Source organism: Mesorhizobium sp. NZP2234 (assembly GCF_013170765.1).
In the GTDB taxonomy this organism is placed as follows: domain Bacteria; phylum Pseudomonadota; class Alphaproteobacteria; order Rhizobiales; family Rhizobiaceae; genus Mesorhizobium; species Mesorhizobium loti_D.
Genome location: NZ_CP033364.1, coordinates 748361 through 761846, shown reverse-complemented (window position 1 = coordinate 761846; position 13486 = coordinate 748361). Strand labels below are relative to the sequence as shown.

Sequence of the window (13486 nt, the reverse complement as noted above, 5' to 3'; positions counted from 1 at the left end):
AAGCGGTGTTTACATCGTGCCGGAGAGATCTCCGCTCAAATAACGGATCTCATCCAGGCCGAGAACGACTCGATCGCCGCCGCCCGCGCACCGTGAGGCATCGAGACGACGTAGAAGCCATATCCCGGCAGGGATAACGGATGTGCCTTGATGAGGACTCCGTTCTCCAATTCCTGGCTGACGACGATATCGCTGCAGATCGCAATACCCTGGCCAGCGACGACCGCGTCGATGGCATGAATCTCCTCGCGAAAGCTCAGATCCCATGCCTTGTCCATTTTCAGATCGGGATCAATCGAACGCGCCATTGCCAGCCATCGCCGCCAGGTCGGAGCGTCCGGATCGCGGCTCATCCAATCGAAATGGATCAGCGGAAAGCGCAGCAGATCGGCAACGCGCTGAACCGGCCGCGCCTCGCGCATCAATAGACCCGGACTGCAAACAGGAAAGAACGCATCACGACAGACCTCCCGCGCGGCGAAATCCAAAGGCGGCTGACGTGCATAGCGGATCGCCACGTCCGCGGCGCCGGCACGCAGATCGAGCACCGCGTCCGTCCCTATTATCTCCAAGGGCACGCCCGGATTTGCTTCTCGCCACGTCGGCAGACGCGGAACAAGCCATCGACTTGCGAAGGCGCTCGGGCTTGTAACCCGCAGAGGCCCATGGATATCGGGCTCGGAGAGCGCGGCGATCGCGCCGGCAAGAACATCGAAGCCATTGCGCAGAGCCGGAAACAAGCTTGCCCCCGCGCTCGTCAGCGTGAGAGGTCGCGGCCGTCGCTGAAACAACAGTCGACCGCACTGCTCCTCCAACAAGCGGATTTGGTGGCTGATAGCGGTCGGTGTCACACCAAGTTCCGCGGCGGCGGTCTTGAAACTACCATGCCGCGCGGCCGCCTCGAAGGCGTGCAGCGAGCGCAGCGGCGGTAGCTTCCTCATTCTACCAGTCTAGATGAATTTCTCTCATCGACCAGCTGAAATCTTCGATTTTGCGGCAGATCGCACTCCCATGAGACCATTGTCCGGCAAGAACGGAGGCTTACTCCAATGGACCAGAAGCGGCTGACGGACTCTGTCTCGGGCAAATCCCGTCCCGCCATGTCGGCGCTCGATTGGCTTCGACACAAATTGAGCGGCGAGTTGGTCCTGCCGGGAGGCCGCACATATGAGGAGGCCCGCAAGGTCTGGAACGGGGCGATCGACAAACGACCAGCCGCGATCGTCTATTGCGCCAACGCCGACGACGTCATCCAGACGGTGACATTCGCCAGGACAACGAACAATCCCGTGGCCGTTCGAAGTGGCGGGCACAACGTTGCGGGGCTCTCGGTCTGCGACGACGGAATCGTCATCGACCTGTCTCGCATGAAGGCAATCGAGGTTGACCCGGTGCGCCGCGTCGTGCGGGCCGAGGCGGGCCTTAGCCTTGGCGAGTTCGATGCGGCGACGCAGGCCCACGGCCTGGCAACGACGATGGGCGTCAATGGCGATACCGGCATTGCCGGGCTGACACTGGGCGGCGGCTTCGGCAAGCTAGGCCGCAAATATGGCCTCACCTGCGACAATCTCATCGCCGCCGACGTGGTGACCGCCGATGGCCGTATGGTGCGCGCCAGCGCCTCGGAAAATCCCGACCTGTTCTGGGGGCTGAGGGGTGGAGGCGGCAATTTCGGCATCGTTACGGCGTTCGAATATCAGTTACACGCCGTCGGTCCTGGTCTGCTGGTCGGCTCGGTCCTTCACCGCTACGATCACGCTCGTGGCGCGATGAAATTCTATCACGAATTCTGCCGCAGAGCCCCCGATGAACTCAGCGTCGACGCCGCCCTCGTCTCCCTTCCGACAGGTGAACGAGCCTTCAGTATTTCGGCCTGCCATGCCGGCCGTCCGGAAGCCGGCGAGGACATCATCGCTCCGCTGATGAAGTTCGGCTCGCCCATCGACAGCAACCTCGCTATCCGTCCTTACCTTGAGATTCAGTCCGCCGGCGACAGTCTTTTCCCGCGCGGGCGGCGCTATTACTGGAAAGCGCAGTTCCTCGGCGAAATCAGCGACGGCGCGATCGACGCGCTCCTGGAAATCTATCCCAAGGCCCCTTCGCCTTCCGCGCTGTTGGTGTTCCAGCAGGTTGGCGGCGCGATCGCCCGTGTCCCACCATCCGCCTCTACCTATGCCAACCGCCACGCACAGTACGACTGCTTCCCGCTCGCAATCTGGGACGACCCGGCGGACGACGAGGCCAATATCCGTTGGGCTCGCGAGCTGTGGAGCGCCATCAGCCCCTATTCGACCGGCGGCGTCTACGCGAACAATCTCGGTGATGAAGGGGAGGATCGGGTCCGCGCGGCTTATGGCGAGAACCATGCGCGGCTCGTAGCGCTGAAGAACAAATACGATCCGAGCAATTTCTTCCGCCTGAACCAGAACATCCGGCCAACGGTATAATTCGCGGGTGGGGGAAGAGAATGCGCGGCCGTTGGACCATTCCCGTCGTCCTGTTTGTCGTTCGCGCCGTGGCTGTTCCGCCGTGTCGCCGCCAGCCAATTCCGGTCTGCGGTTTCGCCGACGTGAGGGCGAGCAACGATGCTGGAAGCCCTGCGCAACGGGCGATTCTCCGACGTCCTGTTTGCGTCCTGGTCAACCACAAGATCGTCCTGCCGGGCCATCCGGCTCGGAATCGCGATGCTTCCGGCCGGCTTGCCGCCGGTGCCTGCGCAACGTCGATCTTGTCGTGATCGACGGGCCGCCGCGGGCAGCCCGGATATTGAGGTGGCTATCGGCCTTCACCCAAAACCGGCTTAAATTCCAGAACCTAAGCCGGCACATCCCATCTCGAATGGCCAAAAAATACAACGATTTCAGTGTGATGAAATGGCGCGCCCGAAGAGATTCGAACTCCTGACCCCCAGATTCGTAGTCTGGTGCTCTATCCAGCTGAGCTACGGGCGCGCATCAGGCCATGTTTTCGACGGCCCCGCGATCCGATCCTGAGGACCGGCCACGAATGTGTGCAGTTCCCTAGCGACTGAATTTGGGAAAAGCAAGCCGATCCGGCAAAAGTTTTGTCGTGGGTGTGCCATCTGGCGATGACAGCCCCGCACCGGAGGCTTTGAAGCGGCCGACGAGCCGGTCTGATTTCAATCCGAACGGGAAAAGTCGCGGGGAAGGCCATCAAAAGCCTCAGGCCCGAAAGGCGAGCGCCTTAGGAAAGCACCACCACGGCCGTCACGCCGGACGGCGCAGGCTGCCGCGCGCCTGGTCGAGCCGCACCGGTTGGTCGGGGATGGTGACGGCGAAAGTGGTGCGCCCGCCAATCGATTCGACCAGTTCCACCGTGCCGCCATGGGCACGGATCAGTTCGTGCGCTATCGCCAGGCCAAGACCGGTGCCGCCGCTGCGCGCCGAGCCGCGGAACGCCGCGAACAGGTTCTCGCGCGCCTTCGGCGGCAGGCCGGGACCCGTATCGGTGACGGCGATGCGGCTGACACTGCCCATGCGTTCTGCCGAGACCGCGAGCCGCCGCACCAACGCGCTCTCAGTGTCAGCCGCCATCGCCTGCACGGAGTTGCGGCACAGATTGGTGAGCACCCGGAACAGCTGGTCGGAATCGGCATCCACCTCGAAAGCCGCCTCGACCGCGTTGATGAACTCGATGCCCTCCTCGATGTCGAGCAGGCCGTGCACGTCCTCCACCAGCTGGCGCAGCCGCACCCTGCGGCGCGAAGGCGGCGGCTCCTGCGTGCGGCCATAGTGAAGCACGCCTTCCGAATAGGAGACGGCCCGGTCGAGCGCGCGCAGCAGCTTCGGCGCGAAGGCTTGTACGGTCGGATCCCTGACCTGGCGCAGGCGGTCCGACATCAGCTGTGCCGAGGCCAGGATGTTGCGCATGTCGTGGTTGATCTTCGAGACCGCCAGGCCGAGGTCGGCAAGGTGCTTCTGCTCGGAGAGCATCTTTTGCAGCCGCTCCTGCATCTGCGACAGCTCGCGTTCGGCAACGCCGATCTCGTCGGCGCGGGCGGCGGGATGGATGATGCGCCCGGGATCGTCCGGGGCCTCGGAAAAGGACAGCATCGAGCGCGTCATGGTACGGATCGGCCCGATCATGATCAGGTCGATCGCGGCATAGACCAGCATGGCGGTGAACAGCGAGATCAGCAGCGAGACGAAGGCGACGTTGCGCGAATAGATGAGCATTGCCTTGCGTAGCGAGTAGTCCGGCATGATCAGCTCGAACTCCTTGTCGCTGTCGCCGACCGGTCCGAAGACGCGCAGCATCCGGTCGCCGCCGAAGAACAGCGTGTCGAGCGCGCCGGTCATGCCCTTGATCATGCCGACGCTGGCGAGGTCGATGTGCTCGTCGACCTGCGGCGGCATGTCCGCCACCACCAGAAGCCGCGAGACGCCGCCGTCGCGCACCGCGATCGCCTTGGCGCCGATCGCCATCAGCACGTCGTTCTGGGCCGTTCGCGACAATGAGGTGGACTCGCCCTGCACCAGCACGATCGACACGGCGGCGGCCGTGCTCAGCCGCTCCTTGAGCCAGCTCAGCCGGTAGCTGGCGATCCAGGGCAGGAAGATGAGCACTTCAGCCAAAAGCACGAAAACGATGGTCAACAGCAGCAGTTTTGTCGACAGGCCGCGTGACAAGGGCACCGTGCGGACGGCGGCTGGCGCCGTGCCGATCCCTTCCCCTGCTTGGCTGGCTTCGCTCATGCGACTCTGTCTTCACAATCACTTGATCGGCCAAGATTAGGCGATTACGCCTTTTTTGCCAATTTCATCCTTTGGTCCGAACATTAAATTACCGTCATGAAACCTGCGTCCACGTCGCGAAGACGCCGGATTGACTTCCAAAACCCTTCTTTCTATAAGCCCGCTCACGCTCGGGCCATTCGTCCCGGCGCGGTTTCGATCGCGCCAAAACAGGCCCGGCAAAGCTCCTGTTACAAAGTGACAGAATCAAGAAGGGCCGCACCCCGCGGTATTAAAACAAATGAAGCGTACCTACCAACCGTCCAAACTCGTCCGCAAACGCCGGCATGGTTTCCGTGCCCGCATGGCCACCAAGGGTGGTCGTGGCGTCGTCGCGGCTCGCCGCAACCGCGGCCGCAAGCGGCTCAGCGCCTAAGCGAGACGAGATCGTTGCCCGCAACCGGCAAGCCAGTGGGGCAAAATCCCAAGCGGCTTCTGAAACGCGCGGAATTCCTGGCCGTCCGTCGTGGTGAGAAGCGACGCGGACGGTTTTTCCTCGTCGAGGTCCTTGACCGCGGCGATGGCGGCGTGCCGCGTGTCGGCTACACCGTTACCAAGAAGGTCGGCAACGCTGTTGTGCGCAACCGCGTCAGGCGGCGGCTGAGAGAAGCCGTCCGCACCCATGCCGCAGATGACATGGCGCCCGGCAATGATTATGTCATCGTCGGGCGTGATGATGCGCTGCGCGCCCCCTTCGGCCAGTTGAAGGCCGAACTCTCCCGCCGACTTCGCGGAACACGATAGGCCAAGGGCTCTCGATGGAAAACAACCGGAACTTCTTCATCACCATCGCGCTGTCGGTGCTGATCCTGACTTTGTGGCAGGTTTTCTACATGAACCCGCGCGTCGAGCAGCAGCGCGAGGCCGCCAAGATCGAGCAGCAGCGGGCGGCGGAGCAGAAGAAGGCGGCGGAAGCGGCCAATCCGGGTGCTGCAACACCGGCACCTGCACCAGGCACCATTCCCAGCGCGCCAGGCGGCGATACCGTCACCGCGGCCAGCCGCGATCAGGCGCTTGCCGCATCGAAGCGCGTCAAGATCGACACGCCGAGCCTCGAGGGCTCGATCAACCTGACCGGCGCGCGGCTCGACGACCTCAAGCTCAAGCACTACACCGAGACCGTCGACAAGAATTCGCCCGAGATCGAACTGCTCAACCCGCAGGCGCTGCCCACCGGATATTTCGCCGAGATCGGCTTCGTCGGCAACGACAAGACCGGTGCTGTGCCCGGTGCGGAAACGGCGTGGAGTGTCGACGGCAATCCGACGCTGACCCCGTCGACGCCGGTGACGCTGACCTACACCAACGACAAGGGCCTGACCTTCAAGCGCACCTTCTCCGTGGACGGCGACTACATGTTCACGGTGTCGGACACGGTGCAGAATTCCGGCTCGAGCGCGGTTTCGCTGTTCAATTACGGCCGCGTCACCCGCTACGACAAGCCGGCCGTCGCCAGCACTTATGTGCTGCATGAGGGGCTGATCGGCGTGACCGGCACCGAAGGCCTGGCCGAATATAAATACGCCAAGATCGAGTCTGAAAAGCAGGTCACGCCGGGAAAGTCGACCGACGGCTGGCTCGGCATCACCGACAAATACTGGGCCGTGACGCTGGTGCCGACCGAAAAGCAGCCTTTTCAGCCGCGCTATGCCTTTTTCGAGGATGGCCGCCACCGCTATCAGTCCGACTTCCTCACCGATGCGATCAATGTCGATGCCGGCCAGTCCGCGACCGTCGAGACCGAGATCTTCGCCGGCGCCAAGGAAGTCGCCAAGATCAACGCCTATGAGAAGGACCGGAACATTCGCCAGTTCAATCTGGTGATCGACTGGGGCTGGTTCTATTTCATCACCAAGCCGATGTTCTGGCTGATCGACACGCTCTACAAATTCTTCGGCAATTTCGGCCTGGCGATCCTCGCCACCACCGTCATCGTCAAGGCCATCTTCTTCCCGCTCGCCAACAAGTCCTACGCGTCGATGGCGAACATGAAGAAGGTGCAGCCCAAGATGCTGGAGATCCGCGAGAAATACGCGGACGACAAGATGAAGCAGCAGCAGGCGATGATGGAGCTGTACAAGACCGAGAAGATCAATCCGCTTGCCGGCTGCTGGCCGGTGGCGCTGCAGATTCCGGTCTTCTTCTCGCTCTACAAGGTGCTCTACATCACCATCGAGATGCGCCACGCGCCGTTCTTCGGCTGGATCCAGGATCTGGCGGCACCCGATCCGACGTCGCTGTTCAACCTGTTCGGCCTTATCCCGGTCACGCTGCCGCATATGCTGATGATTGGTGTCTGGCCGCTGATCATGGGCGTCACCATGTTCCTGCAGATGCGCATGAATCCGACGCCGCCGGATCCGACGCAGGCCGCGATCTTCACCTGGATGCCGATCATCTTCACATTCATGATGGCGGGTTTCCCGGCCGGCCTCGTCATCTACTGGGCCTGGAACAACACGCTCTCGATCCTCCAGCAGGGCGTGATCATGAAGCGCCAGGGCGCCAAGATCGAGCTGTGGGACAATCTGGTCGCACTCTTTCGAAAGAAACCGTCGCCGGCGGAGTAACCGCCCTTCTTCCGCGAAAAGCGGAATAGAAGTTCTCCTTCTGAAAAAGCCCGGTTTGTCCGGGCTTTTTCTTGGGAAGATATCCGTTCACGTTCCCGTGATCGACGAAACTGCGAGCGGTCGCGGGACGTGACTGCGTGTGAGTTTCCAAAGGCTATCAATTCCGATCAGCCCTCACCCGGAGGAAGACCACATGCGCTTGCCATCATTCAGAACCATCGCCATTTCGGCCCTTGTCGCCGGCGTGGCGATTGCCGCTCCTGCATACGCCAAGAACCCGAATGTCGGCGGCGCGCCGATGTACACCACCAAGAACATCGTCGAGAATGCCGTCAATTCGAAGGACCACACGACGTTGGTGGCCGCCGTCAAGGCCGCCGGTCTGGTCGATACCTTGCAGGGCGCCGGACCGTTCACCGTCTTCGCGCCCACCAATGAAGCCTTCGCGGCATTGCCCAAGGGCACTGTCGATACGCTGCTGAAGCCTGAAAACAAGGGCCAGCTCACAAAGGTGCTGACCGCGCATGTGGTGGCCGGCAAGATTTCGGGCGCCGAGATGATGAAGAAGGCCAAGGCTATGGGCGGCAAATACGAGATGAAGACCGTCTCCGGCGACACGCTCACCGCCGAGGTCAAGAAGGGCAAGCTCTACATCATGGACGAGTCCGGCGGCATGGCGAAGGTGACCATCGCCGACGTCAACCAGTCCAACGGCGTCATCCATGTCGTCAACAAGGTGCTCTTGCCGAAGTAGCGGCTTCCGGCGAAAGGGGTATCGGCAGGTCGTTGGGGCTTTATCGGCCAGCCGTTCCCGCCTCGCGTCGAGGTGCCAGGTTTCTTGGGAAGTCGTATCGGCGAGGCCGGGGTCCTGTCGTCCCTCACAGGACCCCGGTTTCCCTTTGTGGGATATGTGCGTGGCTGGTCCCGACCCAGTCAGCCGGGCCCGGCTTCATTCCATGACGGCGCTGTGGTCGACCTTGGCCGGCGTGCCCGGCTTGCGCAGCAGGAGCACCAGGGGGATGGCCGCCAGCGACAGGATCATCATCAGCTTGAAGTCGTTCATGTAGCTGATGATTGTCGCCTGCAACGTCACGACGCCGTCCAGCGCGGCCCGCCCGGCGGCGGTGTAGGGGTTCATCGCCTGCGCGATCGCCGGGTTGCTGAACGCCTGGTTGAAGGGCGTCACATAGGTGGCGATGTTGGCATGGTTGATCTGCACGTTCTGCGTCAACAGCGCGGTGACCACCGATATGCCGACGCTCGAGCCGATGTTTCGCGACAGGTTGTAAAGCCCGGTGCCTTCCGCGCGCCGCTCCGGCGCCAGGGTGGCGAAGGTGATGGTGGTCAGCGGCACGAACAGGAAGCCCAGCCCGGCGCCCTGGACGAAGCCGGTGCTGATGATCGTCCATTGCGAGACATCGGGCGTCCAGCCGGTCATGTCGTACATCGCCCAGGCGGTGATCAGCAGGCCGATCAGCAGCAGCCATCGCGTATCCACCTTGCCGATCAGCCTGCCGACCAGGAACATGCACGCCATCGTGCCAAGGCCGCGCGGGCCCATGACGATGCCGGCCGTCACCACCGGATAGCCCATCAGCGTCTGCAGGTAGGGTGTCATCAGCGCAAGCGAGGCGAGATAGGTGATGCCGATGATGAAGATGAAGACCATGCCGACGGCGAAATTCCTGTCCAGGAAGAGCCGCGGGTTCACGAAGGTGTTCTTGGCGGTGAAGGTATGGACGAGGAAGATGTAGAAGGCCGACGCGCAGATCAACGCCTCGACGATGATCTCGGATGAGGAGAACCAGTTGAGCTGCTCGCCGCGATCGAGAAACATCTGCAGCGCCGCGATGGTGATGCTGAGCATGCCGAAACCCAGCCAGTCCAGCCTTGCCTTGATGTCCAGCTTGGTTTCCAGGACGAACAGGGACACGCCCGCGAAAGCCAGCGCGCCGATCGGCACGTTGATGTAAAACACCCAGCGCCAGGAGACATTCTCGGTCAGCCAGCCGCCGATGACCGGGCCCAGCACCGGCCCGACCATCACCGAAACGCCGAACAGCGCCATCGCCGAGCCGCGCTCCTCGACGCTGTAGATATCCAGCAGGATGCTCTGCGACAGCGGCACCAGGGCCGCGCCGAACAGGCCCTGCAGCAGGCGGAAGCCGACGATCTGCGGCAGCGACTGCGCGAAGCCGCACAGGACCGAGGCAACCACGAAGCCGGTGATCGAGGTCAGAAGGATGCGCTTGCGGCCGAAGCGGGTTGCGAGGTAGCCCGAAGGCGGTGTCATCACCGCCGCCGCGACGATGTAGGAGGTCAGCACCCAGTTGATCTGGTCGGCGCTGGCCGACACGCTGCCCTGGATGTATGGCAGCGCCACATTGGCGATGGTCGTGTCCAGCGCCTGCATGATGACGGCCAGGATCACGCAAGCAGTGATGGCGCCGCGATTGGCGACCACCGGTGTGGCACCTGCCGCGGACGCGTTGCTCATGATTTCTGTCCGAACCGGTTCAGGAGGTTGGTGACGAAGTCCGGCAGGCCGCGCGCATGGCCGGTCTCGACGTCGACCACGGCGCTCATGCCGCCGCGCAGCGGAGGCTTGCCCTGGGGATCGTCAACCGTCACCCGCATCGGGATGCGCTGCACGACCTTGACCCAGTTGCCGGTGGTGTTCTGGGCCGGCAGCAGCGAGAAGCTCGACGACGAGGCGGGACTGATCGAAGCGACCGTGCCGTGCCAGACAGCGACCGGATAGGTGTCGACGCTGATCGTCGCCGCCTGTCCCGGCCGCACATAGGTCAGTTCGGTCTCCTTCGGCTCCGCCTCGATCCACAGATCGGTCGACGAAACCAGGCTGAAGGCCGGCTGCGAAGCCGGCAGATACTTGCCGACCTGAAGCGCGTCGACATTGGTGACGATGCCGTCGAACGGCGCCTTGACCACCGAATCGCCGAGGTTGCGCTGCGCGTCATCGACGCCCGACTGGGCCTGCAGGTAGAAGGGGTTCTTTTCCACCGGCTGGCTGGCATCGCCGCCCAGCTGGGCAAGCATGGCCTGCGCCTGCGCCTTGGCGACGGACACTTTCTGGCGCGCGGCGACGAGGTCGTGCTGGGCGCTGTCGAAGGTCGCCTTGGAGGCGGTCGAGGTCTTGAGCAGATCCTGCTGCCGCTGGAAGGCGGCCTCGTAGTAGGGAATGTCGGCCTCGGCCTGCTCGATTTGCGACAGCGATTGCTGGTAGCTGGCCTGCAGGGTCAGTACCTGATTGCGCACGGTCCCGAGCTGGGCCTGGGCGGCTGCAAGAGCGGTTTCGAAAGAGGCGGGCCGCAGGCGGAAGAGCACGTCGCCCTTCTTTACAGCCTGGTTCTCGTGCACGTCGATCTCCTGCACGGTGCCGGACACGTCGGTGGACACGCCCAGCGACTGCGCCTGGATATAGGCATTGTCGGTCGTCATCACCTGGCCTCCGGTGACGTAATAATAGCCGCCGACGGCCAGCGCGACGGGAAGCAGGGCAAAAAGCACCGGCCGCGTCAGGCCGCGCTTCGGCTTGGCCGGGGCAGGAGCAGGAGGGGCAAGGGCGGCAGGGGCCTGCTGTGGCTGCGGCTCCTTGGCCGGAGCCTCGAGTGCCGCGGGTTCCAGCGCAACCGGAGCTTCCAGCTCGTCATTGTCGATGACGACATTGGCGCGCCTCTGTTCGCGCTCGCTGTCCAGCAGGATGATCTGGTCGCCGGCGCGACCCGTTGAAGGGTCATCCTCGACAGGCTTCTTTGGGGATGTTGATTCAGCCATGTACGTTCTCCCGGTCGACGGCCGGCTGGGTGCAAGCCGCGAGCAGATTGGATTTGATCAAGCTTAGGGTCTGCAGCAGATGCTGCTGTGTTTCAGACGAAAGGCCGGCGAAGGCCTCGTCTCGGGTTTTCTGGCCGTTGCCGCGCATGGTATCGAGCAGCGGATGGGCCCGCGGGGTCAGGTAAAGCAGCCACGCCCTGCGATCGGTGGGGTCGGGCCGGCGTTCGATGAAGCCGCGCGCCTCCATCTTGTCGAGCAGCCGCGCAAGCGTGATCGGCATGATCTCGATGAGGTCGGCGAGCTTGTTCTGGTGAATGCCTTCATGCAGGCAGAGATAGGCCAGCACCTGCCATTGGGCGCGGGTCAGCCCCGATGTCCGGGAACGCTGCTCGAACCGCTTCCGAAGCAAGCGCGCAACGTCGTGCAGCACGAAGCTGATATTTGGCGAGGGGGACATGGGAGGAGGTCAGGATCTACGGACAACTTTTCGTGAGCATGCTTATTATCATCATGCACATAATCCTGCTGGACGGCGCGCGCAAGACGCACTAAGCCGCGCGGAAGAAAAATTTCATGGGCCACGGTGCGGAGAAGACGCCTCGCGGCGCGAATTTTCCGGCAAGGACTTCGACGATGAATTGGATCAGGATCGCGGCCGTGACGGCGCTTGTCGGGTGCCCGGGCGCGGCGGTCGCGAAGGACGCGGTCAGTTGCGGTGGCGCCGCGATGCTGGGCGGCGCGCAACTGAACTGCAGCCACGTTGAACCCAAGGCACCGCCGCAATTCTGCACGTTTAGCTGGGCTCTCCACATGGCATCAGGCGACCAGAAAGTCGTCGAAGGCACCTTCCTGCTGCCGCCCGGAGCCTCGAATGTCACCGTTTATCAGGGCAGCGGTTTCGACAGCGCGCTGTCCAATCCGATCGTGATCTGCCGCGGCAACAAATGAGTTTGCTCGCCACGGGAGACTGGCTCCCCGGCCGATTGGTGCTATAGGGCGGATCACGTTATTTTGACCAGGCGCCTTCGGCCGCGGATGCGCCTGTCTGCCAATTCCCGGACGAACCGATATGGACGGACCCAACCCCGACATCAAGCATCCGATCCCGATGCACACGCGTGTCGGCTTCCTGAAGCCGCTGGTGACGGAGCCGAACATCGAGATCGGCGAGTTCACCTATTATGACGACCCGGACGGGCCGGACCAATTCGCGCGCAAATGCGTGCTTCACCACTATCCCTTCATCGGCGACAAGCTCATTATCGGCAAGTTCTGCGCCATCGCCGAAGGCGCGCGCTTCATCATGAACGGCGCCAACCACGCAATGTCAGGCTTTTCGACCTATCCGTTCAACATTTTCGGCCATGGCTGGGAAAAGGGCTTTGACCCGGCGACATGGTCGAGGGAGGTGCGTGGCGACACGGTGGTCGGCAGCGATGTCTGGATCGGCATGGAGGCGGTGATCCTGCCCGGCGTGGAGATCGGCCATGGCGCCATCATCGCCGCCAAATCCGTGGTGACGCATGATGTTGCGCCCTATGCGATTGTTGCCGGCAACGCGGCCAAGACGGTGAAGATGCGTTTCGACGACAGGACGATCAGGCGGCTGCTGGCATTGGCATGGTGGGATTGGCCGGTGGACAAGATCGGCCGCAACCTCGATGCCATCAGGGGCGCCGATATCTCTCTTCTGGAGGCAGCAGCTTGAACGCTCAAAACAGCACCGTGATCGGCACCGACCTGTTCACGCGCGGGTGGATTTTCATCCGCGGCGTGCCGGCCATGAAATTCCTGCCGCCGGAAGGGCCGCCGGAAATCGCCTTCGCCGGCCGCTCGAATGTCGGCAAGTCCTCGCTGATCAATGCTCTGGTCAACCAGAAGGGGCTGGCCCGCACCTCCAACACCCCGGGGCGCACGCAGGAACTCAACTATTTCGTGCCGGACGGATTTTCGGGCGAGGGCGCTGACCTGCCGCCGATGGCGCTGGTCGACATGCCGGGCTACGGCTACGCCACCGCGCCCAAGGAGAAGGTCGACGAATGGACCAAACTGGTCTTCGACTATCTCAAGGGCCGCGTCACGCTGAAGCGGGTCTATGTGCTGATCGATGCCCGCCACGGCATCAAGGCCAAGGACGACGAAGTGCTGTCGCTGCTCGACAAGGCGGCGGTATCCTACCAGATCGTGCTGACCAAGACCGACAAGATCAAGGTCGCCGGCGTGCCGCGGCTGATCGAGGAGACGCTGCAGAAGATCAAGAAGCGTCCCGCGGCGTTTCCATTCGTCCTGGCGACGTCATCGGAAAAGGGCGAAGGCCTGGAGGAATTGCAGGCCGCGATCGTGCTTGCCGCCAATGGCGGCTAGGGA

13 protein-coding genes and 1 tRNA gene are annotated in these 13486 nt (G+C 62.9%); 8 read left to right on the top strand and 6 right to left on the bottom strand.

Annotation, left to right across the window (positions count from 1 at the left end; genetic code table 11):
- Nucleotides 1-35: 35 nt before the first annotated feature.
- Complete coding sequence (locus EB230_RS03595) at nucleotides 36-941, bottom strand: LysR substrate-binding domain-containing protein (protein WP_172371398.1); 906 nt, start codon at nucleotides 939-941, stop codon at nucleotides 36-38.
- 108 nt (nucleotides 942-1049) lie between these two features.
- Here EB230_RS03595 and EB230_RS03590 point away from each other — a divergent pair, with 108 nt between their 5' ends.
- On the top strand, nucleotides 1050-2447 hold the full coding sequence (locus EB230_RS03590; protein ID WP_172371396.1) for an FAD-binding oxidoreductase: 1398 nt from the start codon (nucleotides 1050-1052) through the stop codon (nucleotides 2445-2447).
- A gap of 427 nt (nucleotides 2448-2874) precedes the next feature.
- On the opposite strand, the gene EB230_RS03585 is transcribed toward EB230_RS03590, so the two are convergent.
- Together EB230_RS03585 and EB230_RS03580 are read right to left on the bottom strand one after the other, a co-directional pair.
- Nucleotides 2875-2951 (bottom strand) — tRNA-Arg (locus EB230_RS03585).
- A 276-nt stretch (nucleotides 2952-3227) separates the two neighbouring features.
- Nucleotides 3228-4715, bottom strand: coding sequence for a HAMP domain-containing sensor histidine kinase (locus EB230_RS03580; RefSeq protein WP_056573650.1), 1488 nt, complete (start codon nucleotides 4713-4715; stop codon nucleotides 3228-3230).
- Between the two features lie 280 nt (nucleotides 4716-4995).
- On the opposite strand from EB230_RS03580, the gene rpmH reads away from it, so the two are divergent.
- The 4 genes from rpmH to EB230_RS03560 all read left to right on the top strand — a co-directional run bounded on the left by rpmH (nucleotide 4996) and on the right by EB230_RS03560 (nucleotide 8078).
- A complete protein-coding gene (rpmH, locus tag EB230_RS03575; protein WP_008833937.1) occupies nucleotides 4996-5130 on the top strand; it encodes a 50S ribosomal protein L34 in 135 nt (44 codons plus the stop codon).
- 14 nt (nucleotides 5131-5144) lie between these two features.
- The gene (gene rnpA, locus EB230_RS03570; RefSeq protein WP_056573647.1) at nucleotides 5145-5498 is read left to right on the top strand and encodes a ribonuclease P protein component; all 354 of its coding nucleotides are present in this window, start codon (nucleotides 5145-5147) and stop codon (nucleotides 5496-5498) included.
- 14 nt (nucleotides 5499-5512) lie between these two features.
- Entirely contained in the window at nucleotides 5513-7324 is a 1812-nt protein-coding gene (gene yidC / locus EB230_RS03565) for a membrane protein insertase YidC (protein WP_172371394.1), read from the top strand.
- A gap of 193 nt (nucleotides 7325-7517) precedes the next feature.
- Entirely contained in the window at nucleotides 7518-8078 is a 561-nt protein-coding gene (locus EB230_RS03560) for a fasciclin domain-containing protein (RefSeq protein WP_056573642.1), read from the top strand.
- Nucleotides 8079-8273: 195 nt separating this feature from the next.
- Here the strand turns inward: EB230_RS03560 and EB230_RS03555 are convergent, their stop codons facing one another.
- From EB230_RS03555 to EB230_RS03545, 3 genes are read right to left on the bottom strand one after another with little or no spacing between them, the layout of a single operon-like run.
- A complete protein-coding gene (locus EB230_RS03555; RefSeq protein WP_172371391.1) occupies nucleotides 8274-9821 on the bottom strand; it encodes a DHA2 family efflux MFS transporter permease subunit in 1548 nt (515 codons plus the stop codon).
- The gene (locus tag EB230_RS03550; RefSeq protein ID WP_172371389.1) at nucleotides 9818-11119 is read right to left on the bottom strand and encodes an HlyD family secretion protein; all 1302 of its coding nucleotides are present in this window, start codon (nucleotides 11117-11119) and stop codon (nucleotides 9818-9820) included. The genes EB230_RS03555 and EB230_RS03550 overlap by 4 nt, the downstream gene beginning before the upstream one ends.
- Nucleotides 11112-11576, bottom strand: a complete 465-nt coding sequence (locus tag EB230_RS03545; RefSeq protein WP_056573637.1) for a MarR family winged helix-turn-helix transcriptional regulator — start codon at nucleotides 11574-11576, stop codon at nucleotides 11112-11114. Before EB230_RS03545 ends, EB230_RS03550 begins: the two co-directional genes overlap by 8 nt.
- A gap of 200 nt (nucleotides 11577-11776) precedes the next feature.
- Between EB230_RS03545 and EB230_RS03540 the strand changes: the two genes are divergently transcribed.
- From EB230_RS03540 to yihA, 3 genes are all read left to right on the top strand, one after another.
- Nucleotides 11777-12067: a hypothetical protein gene (locus EB230_RS03540; RefSeq protein ID WP_244494109.1), complete on the top strand. Its 291-nt coding sequence runs from the start codon at nucleotides 11777-11779 to the stop codon at nucleotides 12065-12067.
- A 121-nt stretch (nucleotides 12068-12188) separates the two neighbouring features.
- Nucleotides 12189-12827, top strand: coding sequence for a CatB-related O-acetyltransferase (locus EB230_RS03535; protein ID WP_056573634.1), 639 nt, complete (start codon nucleotides 12189-12191; stop codon nucleotides 12825-12827).
- Complete coding sequence (gene yihA, locus EB230_RS03530; protein WP_056573631.1) at nucleotides 12824-13483, top strand: ribosome biogenesis GTP-binding protein YihA/YsxC; 660 nt, start codon at nucleotides 12824-12826, stop codon at nucleotides 13481-13483. Before EB230_RS03535 ends, yihA begins: the two co-directional genes overlap by 4 nt.
- Nucleotides 13484-13486: the final 3 nt, after the last annotated feature.

Excerpts from the sequence above, each read along its gene's own strand:
- EB230_RS03595 (WP_172371398.1), bottom strand. The coding sequence starts at position 941 with ATGAGGAAGCTACCGCCGCTGCGCTCGCTGCACGCCTTCGAGGCGGCC.
- EB230_RS03590 (WP_172371396.1), top strand. The coding sequence starts at position 1,050 with ATGGACCAGAAGCGGCTGACGGACTCTGTCTCGGGCAAATCCCGTCCC.
- EB230_RS03580 (WP_056573650.1), bottom strand. The coding sequence starts at position 4,715 with ATGAGCGAAGCCAGCCAAGCAGGGGAAGGGATCGGCACGGCGCCAGCC.
- rpmH (WP_008833937.1), top strand. The coding sequence starts at position 4,996 with ATGAAGCGTACCTACCAACCGTCCAAACTCGTCCGCAAACGCCGGCAT.
- yidC (WP_172371394.1), top strand. The coding sequence starts at position 5,513 with ATGGAAAACAACCGGAACTTCTTCATCACCATCGCGCTGTCGGTGCTG.
- EB230_RS03560 (WP_056573642.1), top strand. The coding sequence starts at position 7,518 with ATGCGCTTGCCATCATTCAGAACCATCGCCATTTCGGCCCTTGTCGCC.
- EB230_RS03555 (WP_172371391.1), bottom strand. The coding sequence starts at position 9,821 with ATGAGCAACGCGTCCGCGGCAGGTGCCACACCGGTGGTCGCCAATCGC.
- EB230_RS03550 (WP_172371389.1), bottom strand. The coding sequence starts at position 11,119 with ATGGCTGAATCAACATCCCCAAAGAAGCCTGTCGAGGATGACCCTTCA.
- EB230_RS03545 (WP_056573637.1), bottom strand. The coding sequence starts at position 11,576 with ATGTCCCCCTCGCCAAATATCAGCTTCGTGCTGCACGACGTTGCGCGC.
- EB230_RS03535 (WP_056573634.1), top strand. The coding sequence starts at position 12,189 with ATGGACGGACCCAACCCCGACATCAAGCATCCGATCCCGATGCACACG.